This is a genomic window from Dankookia sp. P2, assembly GCF_050632255.1.
Taxonomy (GTDB): Bacteria; Pseudomonadota; Alphaproteobacteria; order Acetobacterales; family Acetobacteraceae; genus Paracraurococcus.
Genome location: NZ_CP192581.1, coordinates 545954 through 562488 on the forward strand (window position 1 = coordinate 545954; position 16535 = coordinate 562488).

17 protein-coding genes and 5 pseudogenes are annotated in these 16535 nt (G+C 71.2%); 11 read left to right on the top strand and 11 right to left on the bottom strand.

Annotated elements, in window-relative coordinates:
• The first annotated feature begins 62 nt into the window (after window positions 1-62).
• The 6 genes and pseudogenes from ACQ86J_RS03140 (at window position 63) to ACQ86J_RS03165 (ending at window position 4811) form a co-directional block, all read left to right on the top strand.
• A complete protein-coding gene (locus ACQ86J_RS03140) occupies window positions 63-845 on the top strand; it encodes a DUF2076 domain-containing protein (RefSeq protein ID WP_431269993.1) in 783 nt (260 codons plus the stop codon).
• Between the two features lie 34 nt (window positions 846-879).
• On the top strand, window positions 880-1767 hold the full coding sequence (locus tag ACQ86J_RS03145) for a LysR family transcriptional regulator (RefSeq protein WP_431269994.1): 888 nt from the start codon (window positions 880-882) through the stop codon (window positions 1765-1767).
• 201 nt (window positions 1768-1968) lie between these two features.
• A pseudogene (locus tag ACQ86J_RS03150) lies at window positions 1969-2991 on the top strand (MFS transporter); the annotation flags it as partial.
• Window positions 2992-3115: 124 nt separating this feature from the next.
• Entirely contained in the window at window positions 3116-4165 is a 1050-nt protein-coding gene (locus ACQ86J_RS03155) for a PepSY domain-containing protein (RefSeq protein WP_431269995.1), read from the top strand.
• A 2-nt stretch (window positions 4166-4167) separates the two neighbouring features.
• Window positions 4168-4293 (top strand): annotated as a pseudogene (locus tag ACQ86J_RS03160) (TRIC cation channel family protein); the annotation flags it as partial.
• A gap of 191 nt (window positions 4294-4484) precedes the next feature.
• Window positions 4485-4811 carry a trimeric intracellular cation channel family protein gene (locus ACQ86J_RS03165; protein WP_431272717.1) on the top strand — a complete coding sequence of 109 codons (327 nt, stop codon included), beginning with the start codon at window positions 4485-4487 and terminating at the stop codon, window positions 4809-4811.
• A gap of 135 nt (window positions 4812-4946) precedes the next feature.
• On the opposite strand, the pseudogene ACQ86J_RS03170 reads toward ACQ86J_RS03165, so the two are convergent.
• A pseudogene (locus tag ACQ86J_RS03170) lies at window positions 4947-6011 on the bottom strand (sugar transferase); the annotation flags it as partial.
• A gap of 611 nt (window positions 6012-6622) precedes the next feature.
• Between ACQ86J_RS03170 and ACQ86J_RS03175 the strand changes: the two are divergent.
• The 5 genes and pseudogenes from ACQ86J_RS03175 to ACQ86J_RS03195 form a co-directional block, all read left to right on the top strand.
• Window positions 6623-6910, top strand: a pseudogene (locus tag ACQ86J_RS03175) (tripartite tricarboxylate transporter substrate-binding protein); the annotation flags it as partial.
• Between the two features lie 76 nt (window positions 6911-6986).
• Window positions 6987-7430, top strand: a complete 444-nt coding sequence (locus ACQ86J_RS03180; protein WP_431272718.1) for a Bug family tripartite tricarboxylate transporter substrate binding protein — start codon at window positions 6987-6989, stop codon at window positions 7428-7430.
• A gap of 266 nt (window positions 7431-7696) precedes the next feature.
• Complete coding sequence (locus ACQ86J_RS03185) at window positions 7697-8089, top strand: Bug family tripartite tricarboxylate transporter substrate binding protein (RefSeq protein ID WP_431272719.1); 393 nt, start codon at window positions 7697-7699, stop codon at window positions 8087-8089.
• A 28-nt stretch (window positions 8090-8117) separates the two neighbouring features.
• Window positions 8118-8531, top strand: a complete 414-nt coding sequence (locus ACQ86J_RS03190; RefSeq protein ID WP_431269996.1) for a tripartite tricarboxylate transporter substrate-binding protein — start codon at window positions 8118-8120, stop codon at window positions 8529-8531.
• Window positions 8532-8607: 76 nt separating this feature from the next.
• Window positions 8608-9576, top strand: coding sequence for a Bug family tripartite tricarboxylate transporter substrate binding protein (locus tag ACQ86J_RS03195; protein WP_431269997.1), 969 nt, complete (start codon window positions 8608-8610; stop codon window positions 9574-9576).
• Here ACQ86J_RS03195 and ACQ86J_RS03200 read toward each other — a convergent pair whose 3' ends face one another.
• From ACQ86J_RS03200 to ACQ86J_RS03245, 10 genes and pseudogenes are all read right to left on the bottom strand, one after another.
• Window positions 9577-10416 carry a heterodisulfide reductase-related iron-sulfur binding cluster gene (locus tag ACQ86J_RS03200; RefSeq protein WP_431269998.1) on the bottom strand — a complete coding sequence of 280 codons (840 nt, stop codon included), beginning with the start codon at window positions 10414-10416 and terminating at the stop codon, window positions 9577-9579.
• Window positions 10407-10814, bottom strand: coding sequence for a hypothetical protein (locus tag ACQ86J_RS03205; protein WP_431269999.1), 408 nt, complete (start codon window positions 10812-10814; stop codon window positions 10407-10409). The genes ACQ86J_RS03200 and ACQ86J_RS03205 overlap by 10 nt, the downstream gene beginning before the upstream one ends.
• Window positions 10811-11233, bottom strand: coding sequence for a RidA family protein (locus tag ACQ86J_RS03210; RefSeq protein WP_431270000.1), 423 nt, complete (start codon window positions 11231-11233; stop codon window positions 10811-10813). The genes ACQ86J_RS03205 and ACQ86J_RS03210 overlap by 4 nt, the downstream gene beginning before the upstream one ends.
• Window positions 11234-11300: 67 nt before the next feature.
• Window positions 11301-12413, bottom strand: a complete 1113-nt coding sequence (locus tag ACQ86J_RS03215; RefSeq protein ID WP_431270001.1) for a cation:dicarboxylate symporter family transporter — start codon at window positions 12411-12413, stop codon at window positions 11301-11303.
• Between the two features lie 40 nt (window positions 12414-12453).
• Window positions 12454-12609, bottom strand: a pseudogene (locus ACQ86J_RS03220) (cation:dicarboxylate symporter family transporter); the annotation flags it as partial.
• A gap of 83 nt (window positions 12610-12692) precedes the next feature.
• Window positions 12693-13799 (bottom strand): alanine racemase, encoded by a 1107-nt coding sequence (locus tag ACQ86J_RS03225; protein WP_431270002.1) that lies wholly within the window; start codon window positions 13797-13799, stop codon window positions 12693-12695.
• A complete protein-coding gene (locus tag ACQ86J_RS03230) occupies window positions 13796-15322 on the bottom strand; it encodes a M81 family metallopeptidase (RefSeq protein ID WP_431270003.1) in 1527 nt (508 codons plus the stop codon). The genes ACQ86J_RS03225 and ACQ86J_RS03230 overlap by 4 nt, the downstream gene beginning before the upstream one ends.
• A complete protein-coding gene (locus ACQ86J_RS03235) occupies window positions 15319-15531 on the bottom strand; it encodes a hypothetical protein (RefSeq protein ID WP_431270004.1) in 213 nt (70 codons plus the stop codon). The genes ACQ86J_RS03230 and ACQ86J_RS03235 overlap by 4 nt, the downstream gene beginning before the upstream one ends.
• On the bottom strand, window positions 15531-16244 hold the full coding sequence (locus tag ACQ86J_RS03240) for a pyridoxal-phosphate dependent enzyme (RefSeq protein ID WP_431270005.1): 714 nt from the start codon (window positions 16242-16244) through the stop codon (window positions 15531-15533). Before ACQ86J_RS03240 ends, ACQ86J_RS03235 begins: the two co-directional genes overlap by 1 nt.
• Window positions 16237-16443 (bottom strand): hypothetical protein, encoded by a 207-nt coding sequence (locus ACQ86J_RS03245; protein WP_431270006.1) that lies wholly within the window; start codon window positions 16441-16443, stop codon window positions 16237-16239. Before ACQ86J_RS03245 ends, ACQ86J_RS03240 begins: the two co-directional genes overlap by 8 nt.
• Window positions 16444-16535: the final 92 nt, after the last annotated feature.

The window sequence follows — 16535 nt, forward strand, 5'->3', positions numbered from 1 at the left end:
GGCTGGCGGGACCCTTCGGTAATCCGCTTCGCTCCGCCCGGCCGACGGGAGACGCAGGACCCATGAACGACGAAGAGCGCCGCATCATCACCCAATATGTGGAGCGGGTTGCCGGTGCGGCGCCCGCCCCCGCCACGGCAAGTCCCTGGGGCGGCAGCAGCGTGCCGGCCACCCAGTCCCGGCCGCCCCTGCCGCCGGTGGACCGGGAGGCGGATGCGCTGATCAACGACCTCTTCAACCGCTACCCGGAGGCGCGCTACCGCATCACCCAGACCGCCTTCGTGCAGGAAGCCGCGCTGGTCGAGGCGCAGAACCGCATCCGCCAGCTGGAATGGGAGGTGCAGAACGTCCAGTCCCAGGCGCAGGCCTCGCAGCAGTCCCGCGGCGGGCTGTTCGGCGGCATGTTCGGCGGCGGCGCCCGGCCGCAGCCGCGCATGGCGCCGCCGCCGCAGCCGGTCTACCCGCCGGGCTACAACCCGGGAATGCTGCAGCAGGGCCGCGGCGGCTCGGGCTTCCTCGGCACCGCGCTGACCACCGCGGCCGGCGTCGCCGGCGGCATGGTGCTCGGCAACATGCTGATGGGCGCCCTGTCCGGCCATGGTGGCGCCGCCCAAGCGGCGGGCTTCGAGGGTGGCGGCGGCTTCGGCCAGGAAGCGGTGCCGACATCCTCTCCCTGGACCGACCCCGGCACCGCGGCGGCCGACCAGGGCTGGGGCGGCGGCGGGCAGGATGCCTATGCGACGCCGGATGCGACCGGTGGCGGGTTCGACAATGGCGGATCTGATACCGGCAATGCCGGCTATGACGATGCCTCGGGCGGCGGGTTCGACGACGAGGACGTCTGATCAATAACCCGCCCTCATTGAAATGGCGCATGGCATGAGCAACCCTCATGCCATGCGCATTCCCGACCTCGACCTCGACCTGCTCCGTGGCTTCGTCGCCGTCGCCGAGCGCGGCGGCTTCACCGCCGCCGGGCAGGCGCTCGGCCTGACCCAATCCGCTGTCAGTCTCAAGGTGAAGCGGCTGGAGGAGTTGGTGCAGCGCCGGGTCTTCGAGCGCACCAGCCGCTCGATCGCCCTGACCCGCGACGGCGAGACCCTGCTGGCCTATGCCCGGCGGATCCTGGCGTTGAACGACGAGGCGGTGCGCCGTCTGGTCGCGCCGCCGGTTGCCGGGCGGTTCCGGCTGGGCGTCGCCGACCATTTCGTTCCGCGCAACCTAGCGCCGCTGCTCGCCCGGCTTCGCCCGCACCTGGCCCGAGGTGCGGCTGGAGGTCGAGGTCGGCCGCAGCCACGAATTGCGGGCGGCGCAGGAGAAGGGCGCACTCGACCTGGTGCTGGGGAAGCGGCGGGACGGCGAGACGGCAGGCCGGCCGATCTGGACCGAGAGCGTGGTCTGGGTCGCCGCCCCGGACTGGCAGGCGCCGGAGGAGCGCCCCTGCCCCTGGCGATGCTGCCGCCAGGCTGCATGTTCCGCGACCGGGCCCTGGCGGCGCTGGCCCGGGCCGGACTCGCTTTCGAGGTGGTCTATACCTCGGCCAGCCTGCTCGGCGTCGCCGCCGCGGCACAGGCCGGCTTCGCGCTGACCGTGCTCGGCCGCGGCGGGCTGCCGCCGGGGCTCGCCGAGGTGCCGGGCCTGCCGCCGCTCGGGACGGTCGAGATGTGCCTGTTCGGCGACACGGCCGGGCAGAACCCGCTGGCCGAGCCGCTGATGCGCTTCCTGCGGGAGAGCCTCTCGGCCGCCGACCTGGCCGCCGCGGCGTGAGCGTGGAAGCCGGCCCGCGGCCCGACTCAACCTCCGCGCGAGCGATGCCAATGTCGCATTGACCCCGCCCGGCCAGCGGCGCAGTTTCGCCCTATCGCAGCCCACGGAGCCCCGCCCGGCATGCCGCCCGAGCCGCCGCCCGCCCGCGACGCGCGCATCGTCGCGCTGATCGGCACCGGCCATTTCCTCTCGCATTTCTACATGCTCTGCCTGCCGCCGCTGTTCCTGGTCTGGCGCCAGGAATTCGGCGTCTCCTACGCAACGCTGGGCTTCTCCGTCGCGCTGATGAGCGCGACCACCGCTCTGTTGCAGACCCCGGTCGGCTTCTGGGTGGACCGCTGGGGCGCGCGCCCCTTCCTGGTCGGCGGCACCTTGCTGATGGCGCTCTCGGTCTCCGCCATGGCCTTCGCCCCGGCCTTCTGGATGATCCTGCCGCTATCCGTGCTGTCCGGCATCGGCAACAGCGTCATTCACCCGGCCGACTACGCCATCATGGCGGGCAGCATCAGCAAGCCCTTCATGGGTCGCGCCTTCGCCCTGCACACCTTCACCGGCAATCTCGGCTTCGCCCTGGCCCCACCAATCATAGCCCTGCTGCTCACGCTGATGGACTGGCGCATGGCACTGCTGACCGTGGGCCTGCTCGGCATCCCCGTAGTCGCCGCCATCCTGCTGCAGAGCGGCGTGCTGCGCGACCAAGCCAAGCCCAAGGTGAAGGAGGACGGGCCGGGCGGGCGGGAGCTTCTGCTCAGCCGTCCCATGCTGCTGTTCTTCGCCTTCTTCCTGCTCTCTTCCATGGCCGGCTCCGGCATCCAGTCCTGGCTGGTGACGGTGCTCGGCAAACTCTGGGGCACGCCGGTGCTGGCTGCCTCCGCGGCGCTCACCGGCTACATGATCGGTGCCACCGGCGGCACGCTGGTCGGCGGCTGGATCGCCGACACGTCGAAGCGCAACCTGCTCGGCCTCGTCACCATGCTGACTCTGGTCGCCATGGCGCTGCTGCTGCTGCCCGGCCTGATGCCGCTGCCGGAGGCCGTGCTGCCGATCGTCGCGGTATGCGCCGGCCTGGCGCTTGGCACCTCGCGCACCCCGCGCGACGTGATGCTGAAGGATGCCTGTCCACCGGGGCAGATCGGCAAAGTCTTCGGCTTCGTCTCCTCCGGCCTGCCCTTGGGCTCCGCCATCACCCCGGTGCCGCTCGGCTTCCTGATCGACATGGGGCATCCCGGCCTGGTGCTGCCGGTCGTCGCCGGGCTGCTCGGCCTCTCCCTGCTCTGCGCCGGCAGCGCGCAGGGGCTCGGCCCGCGCCGCGCGCGCGCCGGACGCGGTCCCAGCCGAATAGGGCCACATGGCAAAGCTAATCCGTCGCCTGCACCGCTGGCTCGGGCTGGGTTTCGGTGCCTGGTTCGTCCTGCTCGGCCTGACCGGCGCGCTGATGGCCTTCATGCCGGAGATCGAGACCCGGCACCTGCCTGCCCCCGGCGGCGGGCCGTCCCTGCCGGTGCCCGCGCTGGTCGAAGCCGCCGCGGCCGCCCTGCCCGAAGCCGACGGCGGCCCGCTTCGCGTCCATCCGCCCGGCGCGCCGGGCGAGAGCTTCCGCGCCGATTTCCGGCTGCCCCAGGGCCGCACCAGCCTGCATCTCGACCCCGCCACCGGCGCCGTGCTGGGTGAGGTCCGTTGGGGCGGGCAGATCATCCACACTGCCTACAACCTGCACCGCAACCTGCTGATCCGGAACGGCGAGCGCTTCGTCGGCTTTCTCGGCCTGCCGCTGCTGGTCCTGTTGCTGGCAGGGCCGATCCTGGCCGCTTGGCCCTCGGTGGTCTCCCTGGCGGGAGCGGGTCTTCTCCAAGGCCGGGCTGCGCGGGCGGCGGCGGCTGGCCAACCTGCATACCGCGCTCGGCCTCCGCGCCCTGCTGCCGCTGCTCGTCGCGGTCGGCACCGGCTGGCGCTCTCCTTTCCGCAGACCACCCAGCGGCTGCTCTACCGCATCACCAACGCCACGCCGCAGCCGCCGCCGATGCCAGGCGCCGGGCCGGTCGACCTGACCGGCGCGCTGGCCCTGGCCGAGGCGGCGCGGCCGGGCTGGCGGCTGGTCTGGCTCGACCCGCCTGGCGAGGAGGGCCGCGTCACCATGGCCTTTGCCCCGCCCGAGGCCTGGCCGGGCGAGGAGCAGGTGGTGACGGTAGAGACCGCGACCGGCGCGCTGGCTGTTGCCCTGCCGCATCCGGCCGGGCGGCTCGGCGCTTGGTTCACCGCGCTGCATGCCGGCACCGCCTTCGGCCTGCCGCATCGCTTCCTCGTCGTGCTGCTCGGGCCGCTGCCGCTGACCCTGGGCTATTTCGGCCTGGCGCTGTGGTGGCGGGCGCGGGTGGCCCGGCGCGCCCTGCGCGGCTGAGCGTGACCGCCCTCGACGCGCTGCTGCGCTGGCTGGACTTGGCAGGCATCGCGGTCTTCGCCGCCTCGGGCGCGCTGGTCGCCTCACGCAAGCGGATGGATGCGGTCGGCTTCATCTTGATTGCCGCCGTCACCGGCTTCGGCGGCGGCACGTTGCGCGACCTGCTGCTGGGCCGGACGCCTCCTTCTGGCTGCGCGATCCGACCTGGCTGGCGGTGGCCAGCAGCGTCGCCCTGCTGGTCTTCTTCACCGCACATCGGCTGCAGAGCCGCTTCCGGGTGCTGGTCTGGGCGGATGCGGTCGGCCTCGCACTCTTCGCCGTGCTGGGGGCCGAGATCGCCTTGCTGGCCGGCGCCGCGCCCTGGGCGGCGGTGCTGCTCGGCGTCGTCACCGCCAGCTTCGGCGGCGTCGTCCGCGATGTCATCTGCAACGAGGTCCCGCTGTTGCTGCGGAAGGAGATCTACGCGCTGGCGGCGCTGGCCGGCGCCGCCGTCTTCGTCGGGCTGCGGGTCAACGGCGTGTGGCGCGACCCGGCGCTGCTGGCCGGCATGGCGGTCGCCTTCGGCATCCGCGCCGTTGCGATCCAGCGCGGCTGGTCGTTGCCTGCCTACAAGCCGCGGCCCGGCCGGGACTATCCGGACCGGTAGGGCTTCAGCGCACCGTATTGCCCGGCCAAAGCACCACCCTGAGGGTCTGCAGGATGATGAGGATGTCGAACAGCACGCCAAATTCTTCACGTAGAACAGGTCGTAGCTGAGCTTCGAGCGGCTGTCGTCGAGCGAGGCGCCGTAGGGATAGTTCACCTGCGCCCAGCCGGTCAGCCCCGCTCGCACCAGGTGCCGTTCCTCGTAGAGCGGCAGCTTCCGGCCGAGATCCGCAGTGAATCCCGGCCGCTCCGGCCGCGGCCCGACGAAGCTCATGTCGCCGCGCAGCACGTTCAGCAGCTGCGGCAGCTCGTCGATCCGGGTACGGCGGAGGAAATTGCCGATCCGGGTGATGCGCGGGTCGCGCGCCTGGGCATAGACCGCGCCAAACCTTTCCGCGTCCATCCGCATGGTGCGCAGCTTCATGATGCGGAAGATCCGCCCGCCCTGGGTAACGCGGGACTGCTGGTAGAGCGCCGGCCCGCCATCCTCCAGCCGCACCGCCAGCGCCGCGGCAAGCAGCACCGGCCCTGCCAGCAACAGAAGCAGCGCCGCCGCGCCGATGTCCAGCGCCCGCTTCAGGGCAAGGTCGAGCGGCCGGAAATTGAAGCCGTCGGCATAGAGCAGCCAGCCGAGCTCGATCCGCTTGATGTCGATGCGGCCGATCTCGTTCTCAAGGAAGGGCAGGTATTCGTGCACCGGGTAGCCGGCGGTGCGGCAGGCCAGCAGCGCCTCCATCGGCAGGCCGCGACGGTCATCGGGGGCGACGACGATCTGGTCGGCGCCGAATTTACGCACCGTGGCGAGGATGCCGTCCTCGACCGCCAGCACCACGCAATGCGGATCCTTGGCCAAACGGGGATCGACCCCGGCATCCGCGGGATGGCGGATCAGCCCGACATCGTAGCCGAGCGTGCCGCCTTCCCGCCGCAGCAGCAGAGTCAGGTCGAAGGCACGCTCGCCGGAGCCGACAATGATGAGGCGGCGCCGGAAGGCGCCGCGCCTGCGCAGCAGGAACAGCAGCACGCGGGCGGCAAAGGCGGTCAGGGTGAAGCAGGTGACCGCCGCCGCGAAGAGCAGCCCGGATTGCGTCGCGCCGAAGGGCGGCGGCAGAAGGCCGAGCAGGATGGAGGCGGCGGCGCTGCCGAGCAGCACCGGCAAAGGGCGCCCGGCCAAGCGAGCGCCGGGTCTGCTGCAGCGCATCACGGCGATAGAGGCCGAGCGCGTAGAGGAAGAGCACGCAGGACAGTGGGTGCAGTGCCGCCGCCGGCAGGCCGGGCCAGGGCGCCTTGGCGAGGCCTGACAGGGCGAGCCAGAGCGCCAATGGCCACGCGATCAGGGCAAAGGCGGTGTCGAGGAGCACGAGCACCGGGCCCGCGGCGGGACCGGCGCGGCTTGGCGTGACCATGGCGACCTCGGGATTGGGGGTGAGAGCGGGGAATGGGCCGGCTGGCCGGCCTGATCCCTTTACCTTGAAGTGGCTCTGGAAAGTAAATCCATCAACCGAAAAGCGAACGCCTTCAAGGGAGAGGTCCGCCCGCGCCGCGGCCGGAGCAGGCGCCTCGATGCGCCAGGCCAGCCGCTCGGCGCCATGCCGGCCTCGCCCGTCGCGCATCCCTCGGCTAGGCTCAGGGGAAATCCACCTCGGGAAGGAAACAGGCATGCGCCGCCGCGCATTCACAACGCTCGCCGCCGGGCTGCTTGCGACTCCGGCGCTCGCCCAGGCGCCCTATCCCAACCGCTCCATCCGCATGGTCGTGCCGCTGCCGGCGGGCGGCGCCACCGATATCTGGGCCCGGCTGGTCGCCGAGCCGATGGCCGCGATCCTCGGCCAGCCGGTGGTGATCGAAAACCGGGCCGGGGCCGGCGGGCTGATCGGCACCGAAGCGGTGAAGAACGCCCCGGCCGACGGCTATACCATCCTGTTCCACATTGCCAATTTTGTGCAGACGCCGGTCGTGCTGCGGCGCTGGCCCTATCAGCTTGACGACTTCGCCTTCCTCGGCAAGTTCGGCACTACGCCGCTGCCCTTCTGCGTCGGCGCTGATTGCCCAGCGAAGACGCTGAAGGAGTTCGTCGCCTGGGCGAAGGGCAAGCAGCTCGCCTTCGGCACCTATTCCCCCGGCTCCTCCGGTCATGCGCTCGCTCAGGCCTTCTCCGACCTCGAGGGGCCTCGACATGACCGCGGTGCACTACCGCGGGGAGGCGCCGTTGCTGCAGGACATGCTTGGAGGCCGCGTCAGCTGTGCCTTCCATTCCATGACCGCCTCCGGCGAGCAGATCCGCAGCGGAAGGCCGCGGCCGCTGGCGACGCTCGGCCGTGGCGGCATCCCCAGCCTGCCCTCGGTGCCGACCTTCGTCTCTCTCGGCTATCCCGAGTATCTCGGCAATCCCGGCTTCATCGGCCTCTTCGCGCCGGCACGCACGCCGGAGCCGATCCTCGCCGCGCTGGTCGACGCCTTCCGCCAGACCATGGCCCGGCCCGAGGTGCTGCGCCGCATGGCGGAGACCGACACCATCGCGCAGTACCTGCCGCCGGCTGCCTTCCGCGCCGATGTCGAAAAGTACCTTGCCTTCTGGCAAGGGCTGGTGGACCGGCTGGGGATCACCGCCGAGGGGTGACGCGCGGCTCACGATCCGTGGAGTGGACCGATTCCGCTCCGCTCCACATGCCCAAGCATGATCCAAGCTTCTCCCGCGCAGCCGCCGCAGAGCGGCCGCACGGGAGGATCACCAGATGCGCCGCCGTCCCTTCCTGGGTCTCGCCGCCCAGGCGCTCGCCACCCCTGCCCTTGCCCAGGACCGCCCAGGCCCACGCTACCCGGACCGTCCGGTCCGCTTCATCGTCCCCTTCCCGCCTCGGTGGCGGGACCGATGTCTGGGCGCGAATGGTGGCGGAGACGATGCAGGCCGAGCTTGGCCAACCCATCCTGATCGAGAATCGCGCCGGGGCCGGCGGCATGGTGGGGGCGGAGGTGGCGGCCAAGGCGCCGCCGGACGGCTACACGCTGCTCTACAACATCACCACACATGTGCAGGCGCCGGTCACCTTCCGCCGCTTCCCCTACGACCCAGTGGCGGATTTCTTCCCCCTCGGGCGGCTCGGCACCACCGCCATCACCTTCTGCGTCGGCCCGACGGTGCCCGCCGCTGTCACCACCCTGGCCGAGTTCGTCGAATGGGGCCGCGGCCGCGATCTCGCCTTCGGCAATCACGGCCAGGGCTCGACCGGCCATGCCTATGCCCTGCGCTGCTGGCGCAGGAGGCCGGGCTGCGGGTGACCCAGGTCGCCTACCGGGGGAGGCGCCGATGCTGCAGGACCTGCTCTCGGGCAGCTTCCATGGCGGCTTCCACGGCATGCCGGCCTCGGGCGAGATGATCCGGGCGCGGCGCATCCGGCCGCTGGCGACCGGCGGGCCGGAACGGGTGCCCTCGCTCGCCGCCGAGGTGCCGACGCTGCTCGAACTCGGCTATTCCCGCCGCTTCGACTTCACCGGCTTCACCGGGCTCTTTGCCCCGGCCCGGGTGCCGGAACCGATCCTCGCCCGCTTGGCAGCAGCCTTCCGCAGCGTGGCGACCAGCCCGGAGATGCTCCGCCGCCTCCGCGCCATCGACACCGCGCCAGGCTATGAAGACCCGCCGACCTTCCGCCGATCCGTCATCCGCACGCTCCGGCAATGGGAGGAATTGGCGGCGAGCCTTGATCTCTACGCGACGGGTTGAGCCGGACGCCGCGAGCGGCCACCCTGGGCGGCGACGGATTCCGCAGAGAACCCGCGCCACCTCACCGGAGACGCCCATGCATCGTCGCAGCCTGCTCGGGCTGGCCGCCGCCAGCCTCGCCGCGCCTGCCATCGCCCAATCGCCCTACCCCGACCGCCCGGTCCGCTTCATCGTCCCCTTCCCGGCCGGCGGCGGCACCGATACCTGGGCCCGCATCGCCGCCGAGGGGATGCAGCCGAATCTCGGCCAACCCATCGTCATCGAGAACCGCGGCGGCGCCGGCGGGCTGGTGGGGACGGAGGCCGCGGCCAAGGTGGCACCGGACGGCTACACGTTGCTCTTCACCATCACCACACATGTGCAGACGCCGGTGGTGATGCGCCGCTTCCCCTATGACCCGGTGAACGACTTCGCACCGATCGGGCGGCTGGGGACGACATCCATCACCTTCGTCGTCGGCCCAAAGGTGCCGGCCGAGATCACCACCTGGCCCGCCTTTGCCGCCTGGGCCAAGGGTCGCGACCTGTCCTTCGGCAATTACGCACCGGGCTCGACAGGGCATGCCTTCGCCATGCTGCTGGCCGAGGAAGCCGGGCTGCAGGCCGAGCAGATCGCCTATCGCGGCGAGACGCCGATGCTGCAGGACATCCTCTCGGGCGCCATCCATGGCGGCTTCCATTCCATGGCCGCGGCCGGGGAGATGATGCGGGTGGGCCGCGTCCGCCCGCTGGCGACGGCCGGCGACCGCCGCATCCCGGCGCTCGGCGAGGTGCCGCTGCTGAAGGAGCTAGGCTTCTCCCCGCGCTTCTCCTTCAGCGGCTTCTCCGGCCTGCTGGCCCCGGCGCGGACGCCGCAGCCGGTGCTGGACCGGCTGGCCGAGGTCTTCCGCATCGCCGCCGCCAAGCCCGAGACGCATCGTCGCCTGCTCGCGGTGGACACCATGCCGAGCTACCAGGACCCGGCCACCTTCAAGGCGCAGATCGCCCGCAACCTGCGCGAATGGACCGAGATCACGGAGCGGCTGAACCTGACGATCGAGAGCTGATCAGACGGGTGGGGGCTTGCGCAGCTCGGGTTCCAGCAACCGGGTGAAGGCGACCTCGCCGGCAGCGGCGATGCGGTCCTCGCCGATCGCCGCGCGCGGGTCGGCGGCGTTGCGCCAGGCCTTGTACTCGTCCTCGGCCGCAATCCCGAGGCTTTCAGCCAGCAAATGGACCCAGTTGCGCACCTGGATGCCGTGGCGTTCCAGCGCCACGGCCTCGCGGTGGCAGGAATGGAAAATGGTGCAGACCGTGCCGGCGCCACACGCAGCCATGGCGGCCAGCGTCGCCCGGTGCGCATCGGCCAGCGCGCTAGGCACGGCGGCGATCGAGGAGCACATATGGCCGGGCGCGCGATAGGGGTGCTCCACAACCGTCACGCCGGGAACCAGCCGCAGCAGGCCCGGGACGAGGTCGTTCACCGCGACCCGGCCGTTGAAGCCGTGATGCGCATGCACCAGCACCCGCGCCTCGACCGGCCGGGTCAGCAGCGGCGCGAGGCGGTCGCGCCGGGCCCAGAGCGCCTCGGTCACGTGCACCGTCTCGAAATTGGTTGGCGTCACCGGCGCCATGCTGTCCTGCATGTTCATGTGGCAGGAGGGACACCAGGTGACGACCTGGCCGCGCCCCGTCTCGTTGAACTGCGTGACGGTGCGGCGGGCCATGCCCTCAGCAATGCGGGCGCTGGCCTCCTTCGGGCTGCCGCAGCAGCTGGCGGGGCCGCCGGTGGGTGCCGCATCCATCCCAACGAGTTCCAGGATGCGGGTGGTGGCGCGGATCACCTCGCCATGCCGCGTCATGTTGCAGCCGTACCAGAAGACCGCCATGTCGGGATCTACAGCCATTCGCGCTGCTCCTCCTCCGTCAGGGTCAATCGCGCGAAGGCCTTCACCTTGGGGGAGAATTGGGTGTCCTCCCGCACCGGGATGCGCGGCGGCTCGCCCAAAGCGCCCTTTGCACGCCATTGCGCCAAGCGGAGCATGAAGGCGGCGTCGATCCGCTCAGGGCAGGCCGGCGTGCAAAGCCCGCTGCGGGTGCAGGCGGCGATCCAGGCGAGCGCCTCTGGCGTGCCGGCGCCGTCGCGCAGGACGTCGCGCATGCCGAAGGCGACCGCGGCGGGGTCGGCCGCCTCGACGCCCGCGGCATAGGGTGTCATCGGGCAGGCACGCACGCATCCACCGCAGGCGGTGCAGAGCGCGGCAAGGCGGGCGGATTCCGCCCGGACATGATCAACGAGCGTCATGCCGGCGCCGGCACCACGGCGATGCCCTCGATCTCAATGCAGACATCAATGGTGGTGGACTGCGCGCCGCCGACGCAGGTGCTGGCGGGCGGGGTTGCGAGCGCGGCGAAGGCGGCGCGGCGGACCTCATTGAAGCCGTCGTAGTGCCGCATGTCGGAGAGCCAGGTGGTGATCTTCAGCAGGTGGGAGAGGTCGGCGCCCTCCCCGGCCAGGGCGCGCTCCAGCCGCCCCAGGCATTCCCGCGCCTGGTCCTGCACCGGCCGGCCGGCAGCGGCGCTGCCGCGGGCGGTGACGCCGGAGCAGAAGATCAGCTTCGCCCCACCGCCGAGCGGCACGACACGGGCGGGCGGGAACAGGGGGCCTGGCTCATGGACGGTTCTCCTCGGCGCAGCCTCCCCCGCCCAGGCCGCAGGGCGCAAGCCTTCACCCGTCCTTCCTATGGGACAGGCACCTGCCGCGCGGAGGATCCCGCCTCCCCGGCCTTGCCTACTCGGCGGGTTTCCCCACCGGCACCACGTCGTCCAGGTCATGCGCGGTCGGTCCGCGTGCCAGTTCCGCCTGCAGGCGGGCATGGTCCAGCTCGCCCTCCCACTTGCTGACCGCGACGCAGGCGACGCCGTTGCCGATGAGGTTGGTGAGCGCCCGGCACTCGCTCATGAACTTGTCGATGCCGACGAGGACCGCCAGCGCCTGGATCGGGATGTCGGGGATGACCGAGAGCGTCGCCGCCAAGGTCACGAATCCTGCGCCGGTGACGCCGGAGGCGCCCTTCGAGGTCAGCATGGCGACCAGCAGGATGGTCAGCTCCTGGCCGAGCGTCAGGTGCGTGTTCGTGGCATAGGCCAGGAACATCGTCGCCAGGGTCATGTAGATGTTGGTGCCGTCGAGGTTGAAGCTGTAGCCGAGCGGCACCGTCAGCCCGACCACCTGCGGCGCGCAGCCAAGCCGCTGCAGCTTCCGCATGATCTGCGGCAGCACGCTCTCGGAGCTGGAGGTGCCGAGGACAATGAGCAATTCCTCGCGGATATAGGCGACGAAGCGAAGGATGCTGAAGCCGCAGAAGCGGGCGATGGTCCCGAGCACGATGAGCACGAAGGCGATCGAGGTCAGATAGAAGGTCGCCACCAGCTCGCCGAGCTTCAGCAGGGAGCCGATGCCATAGGCGCCGATGGTGAAGGCCATGGCCCCGAAGGCGCCGACCGGCGCGGCCCGCACCACGATCTTGACGATGCCGAAGAAGATCTCCGACAGCCGGTCGACGGCGTGGGAAACCGCGATCCGCGCCGGCTCCGGCAGCGCGTTGATGGCGAAGCCGGTCAGCACCGCCAGCAGCAGCACCTGCAGCAGCTCGCCCTGGGCGAAGGCGCCGACGAAGGTATCCGGGATGATCGCCATGAAATGCGCGATCACGCTGTCCGATTGCGCCTTCTGGGTGAAGCCGCTGATCGCCTTCGCATCGAGCTGGCTGACATCGATGTTGAAGCCACTGCCGGTCTGGAAGACCTTGGCGACGATCAGGCCCATGGCAAGGGCGAAAGTCGAGACCACCTCGAAGTAGAGGATCGCTTTCAGCCCGACCTCGGCCGACCCGGCTGGCATCCCGCACGCTGGCGATGCCGTGCACCACGGTGCAGAAGACCACCGGGGCGATGATCATCTTGATCAGCTTGATGAAGCCGTCGCCGAGCGGCTTCATCGCCGCCCCCGTCTCCGGCCAGAGCGCGCCGAGGGTGACGCCGATGGCGATGGCGATCAGCACCTGGACATAGAGCAGCGAAAGCCATCGCCTGGCCATGGCGTTACCCCCGGTCCGGCCCGGGCGCGGGCCGTTGCGCTCCTTAAAACGTCCGGTATCGCGCCGCCGTTGCAGACGATCCGTTACCAGCCGTTCACCCGATCCCAGGTGGCGATCACCTCCCGGCCGCCTTCCACCACATGGTAGCGATCATGCGCCGCGGCGGTCAGGCAGGAATGGTTCGGCACCACCCGGAGCCGAGCGCCGACCGGCAGGCTCTCGAACGGCAATGGCGCCTCGGCATGGACCTCGCCATGCTCCTGGTAGGCGCGGGCGACCATGGGCTCGCCCGGCAGCGGGTGGCCGGCGAGGTCCACAACCCGGCCGAAGCCCCAGTCGCGCGGCGCGGCCTGGGTGCTGCGGTCCTTCGACAGCGCCAGCGCCCCGGCATCCAGCAGCAGCGTGTTGCGGTCGGGCCGGCGGCCAATGACGGAAGCGAGGACCGTCACCGCGATGTCGTCCAGCGGATGCGTGGCGATCTGCCCCTGGAACAGGTCGCCGAACATGTAGACCCCGGCGCGGACCTCGGTCACGCCGTCCATCCGCGCCGCATGCATGGCGGTGGGGGAGGAGCCGAGCGAGACGATCGGTACCACGAGGCCGCCCTCCCGCAGTCGCGCGGCGGCGGCGGTGATCGCCAGCCGCTCCGCCTCGGCGATCGCAGCCATCTCGGCCGGGCTGCGGCCGGCATAGCTGTGGCCGGAATGGGACAGCATGCCGGCCAGGCGCGGGCCGAGCGCCGCGGCGATCTCCGGCAAGGCGCCGCCATCCGGGGCGACGCCGCCGCGGGCCTCGCCGACATCGACCTCGACCAGCGCCTGGATCGCGCCGGGATGCGCGGCGATGGCGCGGGCGGCCTCGACATCGTCGGTGATGACCTTCACAGCCGCACCGGCGGCGTTCAGCGCGGCGACGGCATCGAGCTTCGCCGGAGTGATGCCGACCGCGTAGATCTGGTCGCGCCAACCGGCTTCGGCGAAGTAGCGTGCCTCGGCCAAGGTGCTGACGGTGATCGGGCCGAAGCCAGGGGCGGCGAACCGCGCCACCTCGACGCTCTTCGCGGTCTTCATGTGCGGCCGCAGCATCAGGCCGGGGAAGCGCGCCACTGCCGCCTGCATCAGCGCTAGGTTTCGCTTCAGCACGCCGAGGTCAAGGACGAGGCAGGGCGTCGGCAGGTCGTCGAGAGTCATCGCTTGGGGTTCCAATGCGCGTCCGGGTCGATCGGCAGGACCGGGCGCGGCAGCTTCGTCCAGGCGAAGCGGGTGAGGATGGGGGAGGTCAGGCCGGGGGCATCGACCTCGACGATGCGGTCGGGGGTGAAGAACTCGTCGAAGCCGCCGCGGAAATGCCCGCGCGACTTCACCACCACGCAGCGCGCGGCGCCGATGTCGAGCCCGAGATGCTCGAGGAAGGCGGGGTCGGCGCATTGCGTGCGGATCGATATGACAACGACGGTGATCCCGCCGAGGCGCAGCGCCGCCGTCGCGCCGAGCGTCATCGCCGTGCCGGCGAAGATGCCGCGGCGGCCGGTGACGCGACCGTCGGAGAGCGCGACGACCTCGGCCTCGGCTTCCAGCGGGCGGCTGAATTCGTCCTCGGCCGTCAGCGTGCCCTGAGGCCGGTTGAAGCGGGCGGTGAAGCGGGCGCCGAGGCCGAGGCGGTGCGCCTCCTCGGCCAGCAGCGGGTCGTGGATCACCCCCATCAGGCAGCCCTCGACGCCGGCCGCGAGGAAGGCGGCCAGGATGTGCATGGTATTGCCGCGTCCGCCGCCGCCCGGATTGTCGGCGACATCGGCGAAGGCCAGCGGCACCGGGCTGGTCTTGGCCCGCTGGGTGGCGGTGCGCAGCGAGGTCAGCTCGGCGACGAAGCGGTCGCGCCGCGCCCAGGCGGCGCGGGCCAGCCGCTCGGCCATGCCGTCGGCCGATGCCTGGTCGGACGCCGTGACCACGACAGCCATGCCGTTGAACGGCGTGTCGCCATAGGCGAAGCCGCCCATGACCGAGACGTTCCAGATCGCCGGGTCCAGCGCGGCCAACTCCTGGCCGAGATCGATCACCTCGGCGTAGGGGCCGGCAGCGGTGAGCATCGATACGGTCGGCGCGACGATCGGCAGGCGGACCAGCGCGCGATGCGCCTTCTCCCCGGCCAGCAGGCGGCGCAGCAGCTGCGCGCTCTCGGCCCCACGCTCCCGCATGTCCAGGTGCGGGTTGGTGCGGTAGCCGATAAAGGCGTCGCAGTCCCGCACCATGATGTCCGAGACATTGGCGTGCAGGTCATAGCTGCAGACGAAGGGGATGTCGCCCAGCACCTCCCGCACCATGGCCTGCAGCGCGCCTTCGGGGTCGTCCAGCGCGGTGGCCAAGCCGGCGCCATGCAGGACGGCATAGGCGCCTTCCACCTCGCCCCTCAGCGCCTTCAGCCCGGCGCGCCAGGCCGCCATCATGCGGTCGAAGACCGGCTGCTCCACCGGGCCGTTCGGCTCGGCCATGGCCAGCAGGATCGGCCGCGGCTGCCAGGGGCCGGCGGCGTCCATGTCAGCGACGAAGCCCGGCATCTCGGCCAGCGCTTTCGGTGCCGGCCCGCGGGCGTCGGCCACGATCGTCTCGCCCTCCAGCCAGCAGCGGGTGTCGAAGTCGCGCTGCGTCGCCGGCGGGGCGAAGCGGTTGCACTCGATCGAGAAGCCGAGCAGCGCGATGCGCGGGCCGGCACTCATACCGCCACCCCCAGAAGCTCGGCGATGCGTGGCGTCGATTTCAGCCCGGTGCCGGTCAGCACCACCACCGTGGTCTCCCCGGCATTGATCGTACCAGCGGCCAGCAGCTTCGCAAAAGCGGCTATCGCCTGGGCGCAGGTCGGCTCGACATAGACGCCGCTCCGCGCCAGGTCGAGGCAGGCCTGGCCGATCTCGGCTTCGGTCAGCATCACCGCGCCCCCTGGCTCAGGCGCAGCACGCCGATACACTCGCGCGTGCGGATCGGCTGCGCGATCGCGGTGCCCTCGGCGATGGTCGGCTGCGGCGCGACAGCGTCGAGATCGAGGAATTCGCGGGCGATCGGCGCGCAATTCACCGGCTGCGCCGCGAAGATCCGCGGCATGCGGTCGATCTGCCCGGCCCGCAGCAGCTCGGCGAAGCCGATACCGCAGCCCAGCACGTTCGACCCGGCGCCGCAGGGGACGATGACGTTGTCCGGCGCCCGGAAGCCGAGATCCTCCCACAGCTCATAGGCCAGCGTCTTGGTGCCCTGCAGGAAGAAAGGATGCCAATTGTGGCTGGCATAGAAGATGTTCGCCGCCTCCCGCACGGCTGCGTCGGCACACTCCTGCCGGCTGCCCGGGACCAGCTGGATCTCCGCCCCGCTGGCGCGGCTCTGCACCGTCTTCGCCGGGCTGGTGCTGGACGGCACCATGATCTTCGCCCGCATGCCCCCGGCCGCGGCATAGGCGGCAATCGCTGCGCCGCCGTTGCCCGAGCTGTCCTCCAGCACCGCCTGGATCCCCTGGGCGCGCAGCAGGGAAAGCATGACAGAGGCGCCGCGATCCTTGAAGCTTCCGGTCGGCATGAACCACTCGCATTTCAGCAGCGCAGTCGCGCCGCCGAAGGCGCGGGAAATCAGCGGCGTGCAGCCCTCACCCATGCTGATCGGGTCGCCGGCCAGCGGCGGCAGGCGCGGCGCGGTAGCGCCAGAGGCTGCGGGTGCTGCGGTCGATCTGATCCGGGGCCAGCCCCGGCAGGTCGGTCAGCAGCAGCGGCTCCTGTGCGTCGCCGCACCAGCGCGGGGTGTCGAGCGGCCAGGTCCGGCCGGTGCGAGGGTCGAGATATGCCAGGGTGTCCATGCGGCGGAGACTTGCCCTTTCGCCGCGCCGCGGCAAGCTGCCGCCATGCAAGACCCTCGCCCGCCTCGCCACCGAGCTCGTCGCCCTCGACA

Excerpts from the sequence above, each read along its gene's own strand:
- ACQ86J_RS03140 (WP_431269993.1), top strand. The coding sequence starts at position 63 with ATGAACGACGAAGAGCGCCGCATCATCACCCAATATGTGGAGCGGGTT.
- ACQ86J_RS03145 (WP_431269994.1), top strand. The coding sequence starts at position 880 with ATGAGCAACCCTCATGCCATGCGCATTCCCGACCTCGACCTCGACCTG.
- ACQ86J_RS03155 (WP_431269995.1), top strand. The coding sequence starts at position 3,116 with ATGGCAAAGCTAATCCGTCGCCTGCACCGCTGGCTCGGGCTGGGTTTC.
- ACQ86J_RS03180 (WP_431272718.1), top strand. The coding sequence starts at position 6,987 with ATGACCGCGGTGCACTACCGCGGGGAGGCGCCGTTGCTGCAGGACATG.
- ACQ86J_RS03185 (WP_431272719.1), top strand. The coding sequence starts at position 7,697 with ATGGTGGCGGAGACGATGCAGGCCGAGCTTGGCCAACCCATCCTGATC.
- ACQ86J_RS03190 (WP_431269996.1), top strand. The coding sequence starts at position 8,118 with ATGCTGCAGGACCTGCTCTCGGGCAGCTTCCATGGCGGCTTCCACGGC.
- ACQ86J_RS03195 (WP_431269997.1), top strand. The coding sequence starts at position 8,608 with ATGCATCGTCGCAGCCTGCTCGGGCTGGCCGCCGCCAGCCTCGCCGCG.
- ACQ86J_RS03200 (WP_431269998.1), bottom strand. The coding sequence starts at position 10,416 with ATGGCTGTAGATCCCGACATGGCGGTCTTCTGGTACGGCTGCAACATG.
- ACQ86J_RS03205 (WP_431269999.1), bottom strand. The coding sequence starts at position 10,814 with ATGACGCTCGTTGATCATGTCCGGGCGGAATCCGCCCGCCTTGCCGCG.
- ACQ86J_RS03215 (WP_431270001.1), bottom strand. The coding sequence starts at position 12,413 with ATGCCAGCCGGGTCGGCCGAGGTCGGGCTGAAAGCGATCCTCTACTTC.
- ACQ86J_RS03225 (WP_431270002.1), bottom strand. The coding sequence starts at position 13,799 with ATGACTCTCGACGACCTGCCGACGCCCTGCCTCGTCCTTGACCTCGGC.
- ACQ86J_RS03230 (WP_431270003.1), bottom strand. The coding sequence starts at position 15,322 with ATGAGTGCCGGCCCGCGCATCGCGCTGCTCGGCTTCTCGATCGAGTGC.
- ACQ86J_RS03235 (WP_431270004.1), bottom strand. The coding sequence starts at position 15,531 with ATGCTGACCGAAGCCGAGATCGGCCAGGCCTGCCTCGACCTGGCGCGG.
- ACQ86J_RS03240 (WP_431270005.1), bottom strand. The coding sequence starts at position 16,244 with ATGGGTGAGGGCTGCACGCCGCTGATTTCCCGCGCCTTCGGCGGCGCG.
- ACQ86J_RS03245 (WP_431270006.1), bottom strand. The coding sequence starts at position 16,443 with ATGGACACCCTGGCATATCTCGACCCTCGCACCGGCCGGACCTGGCCG.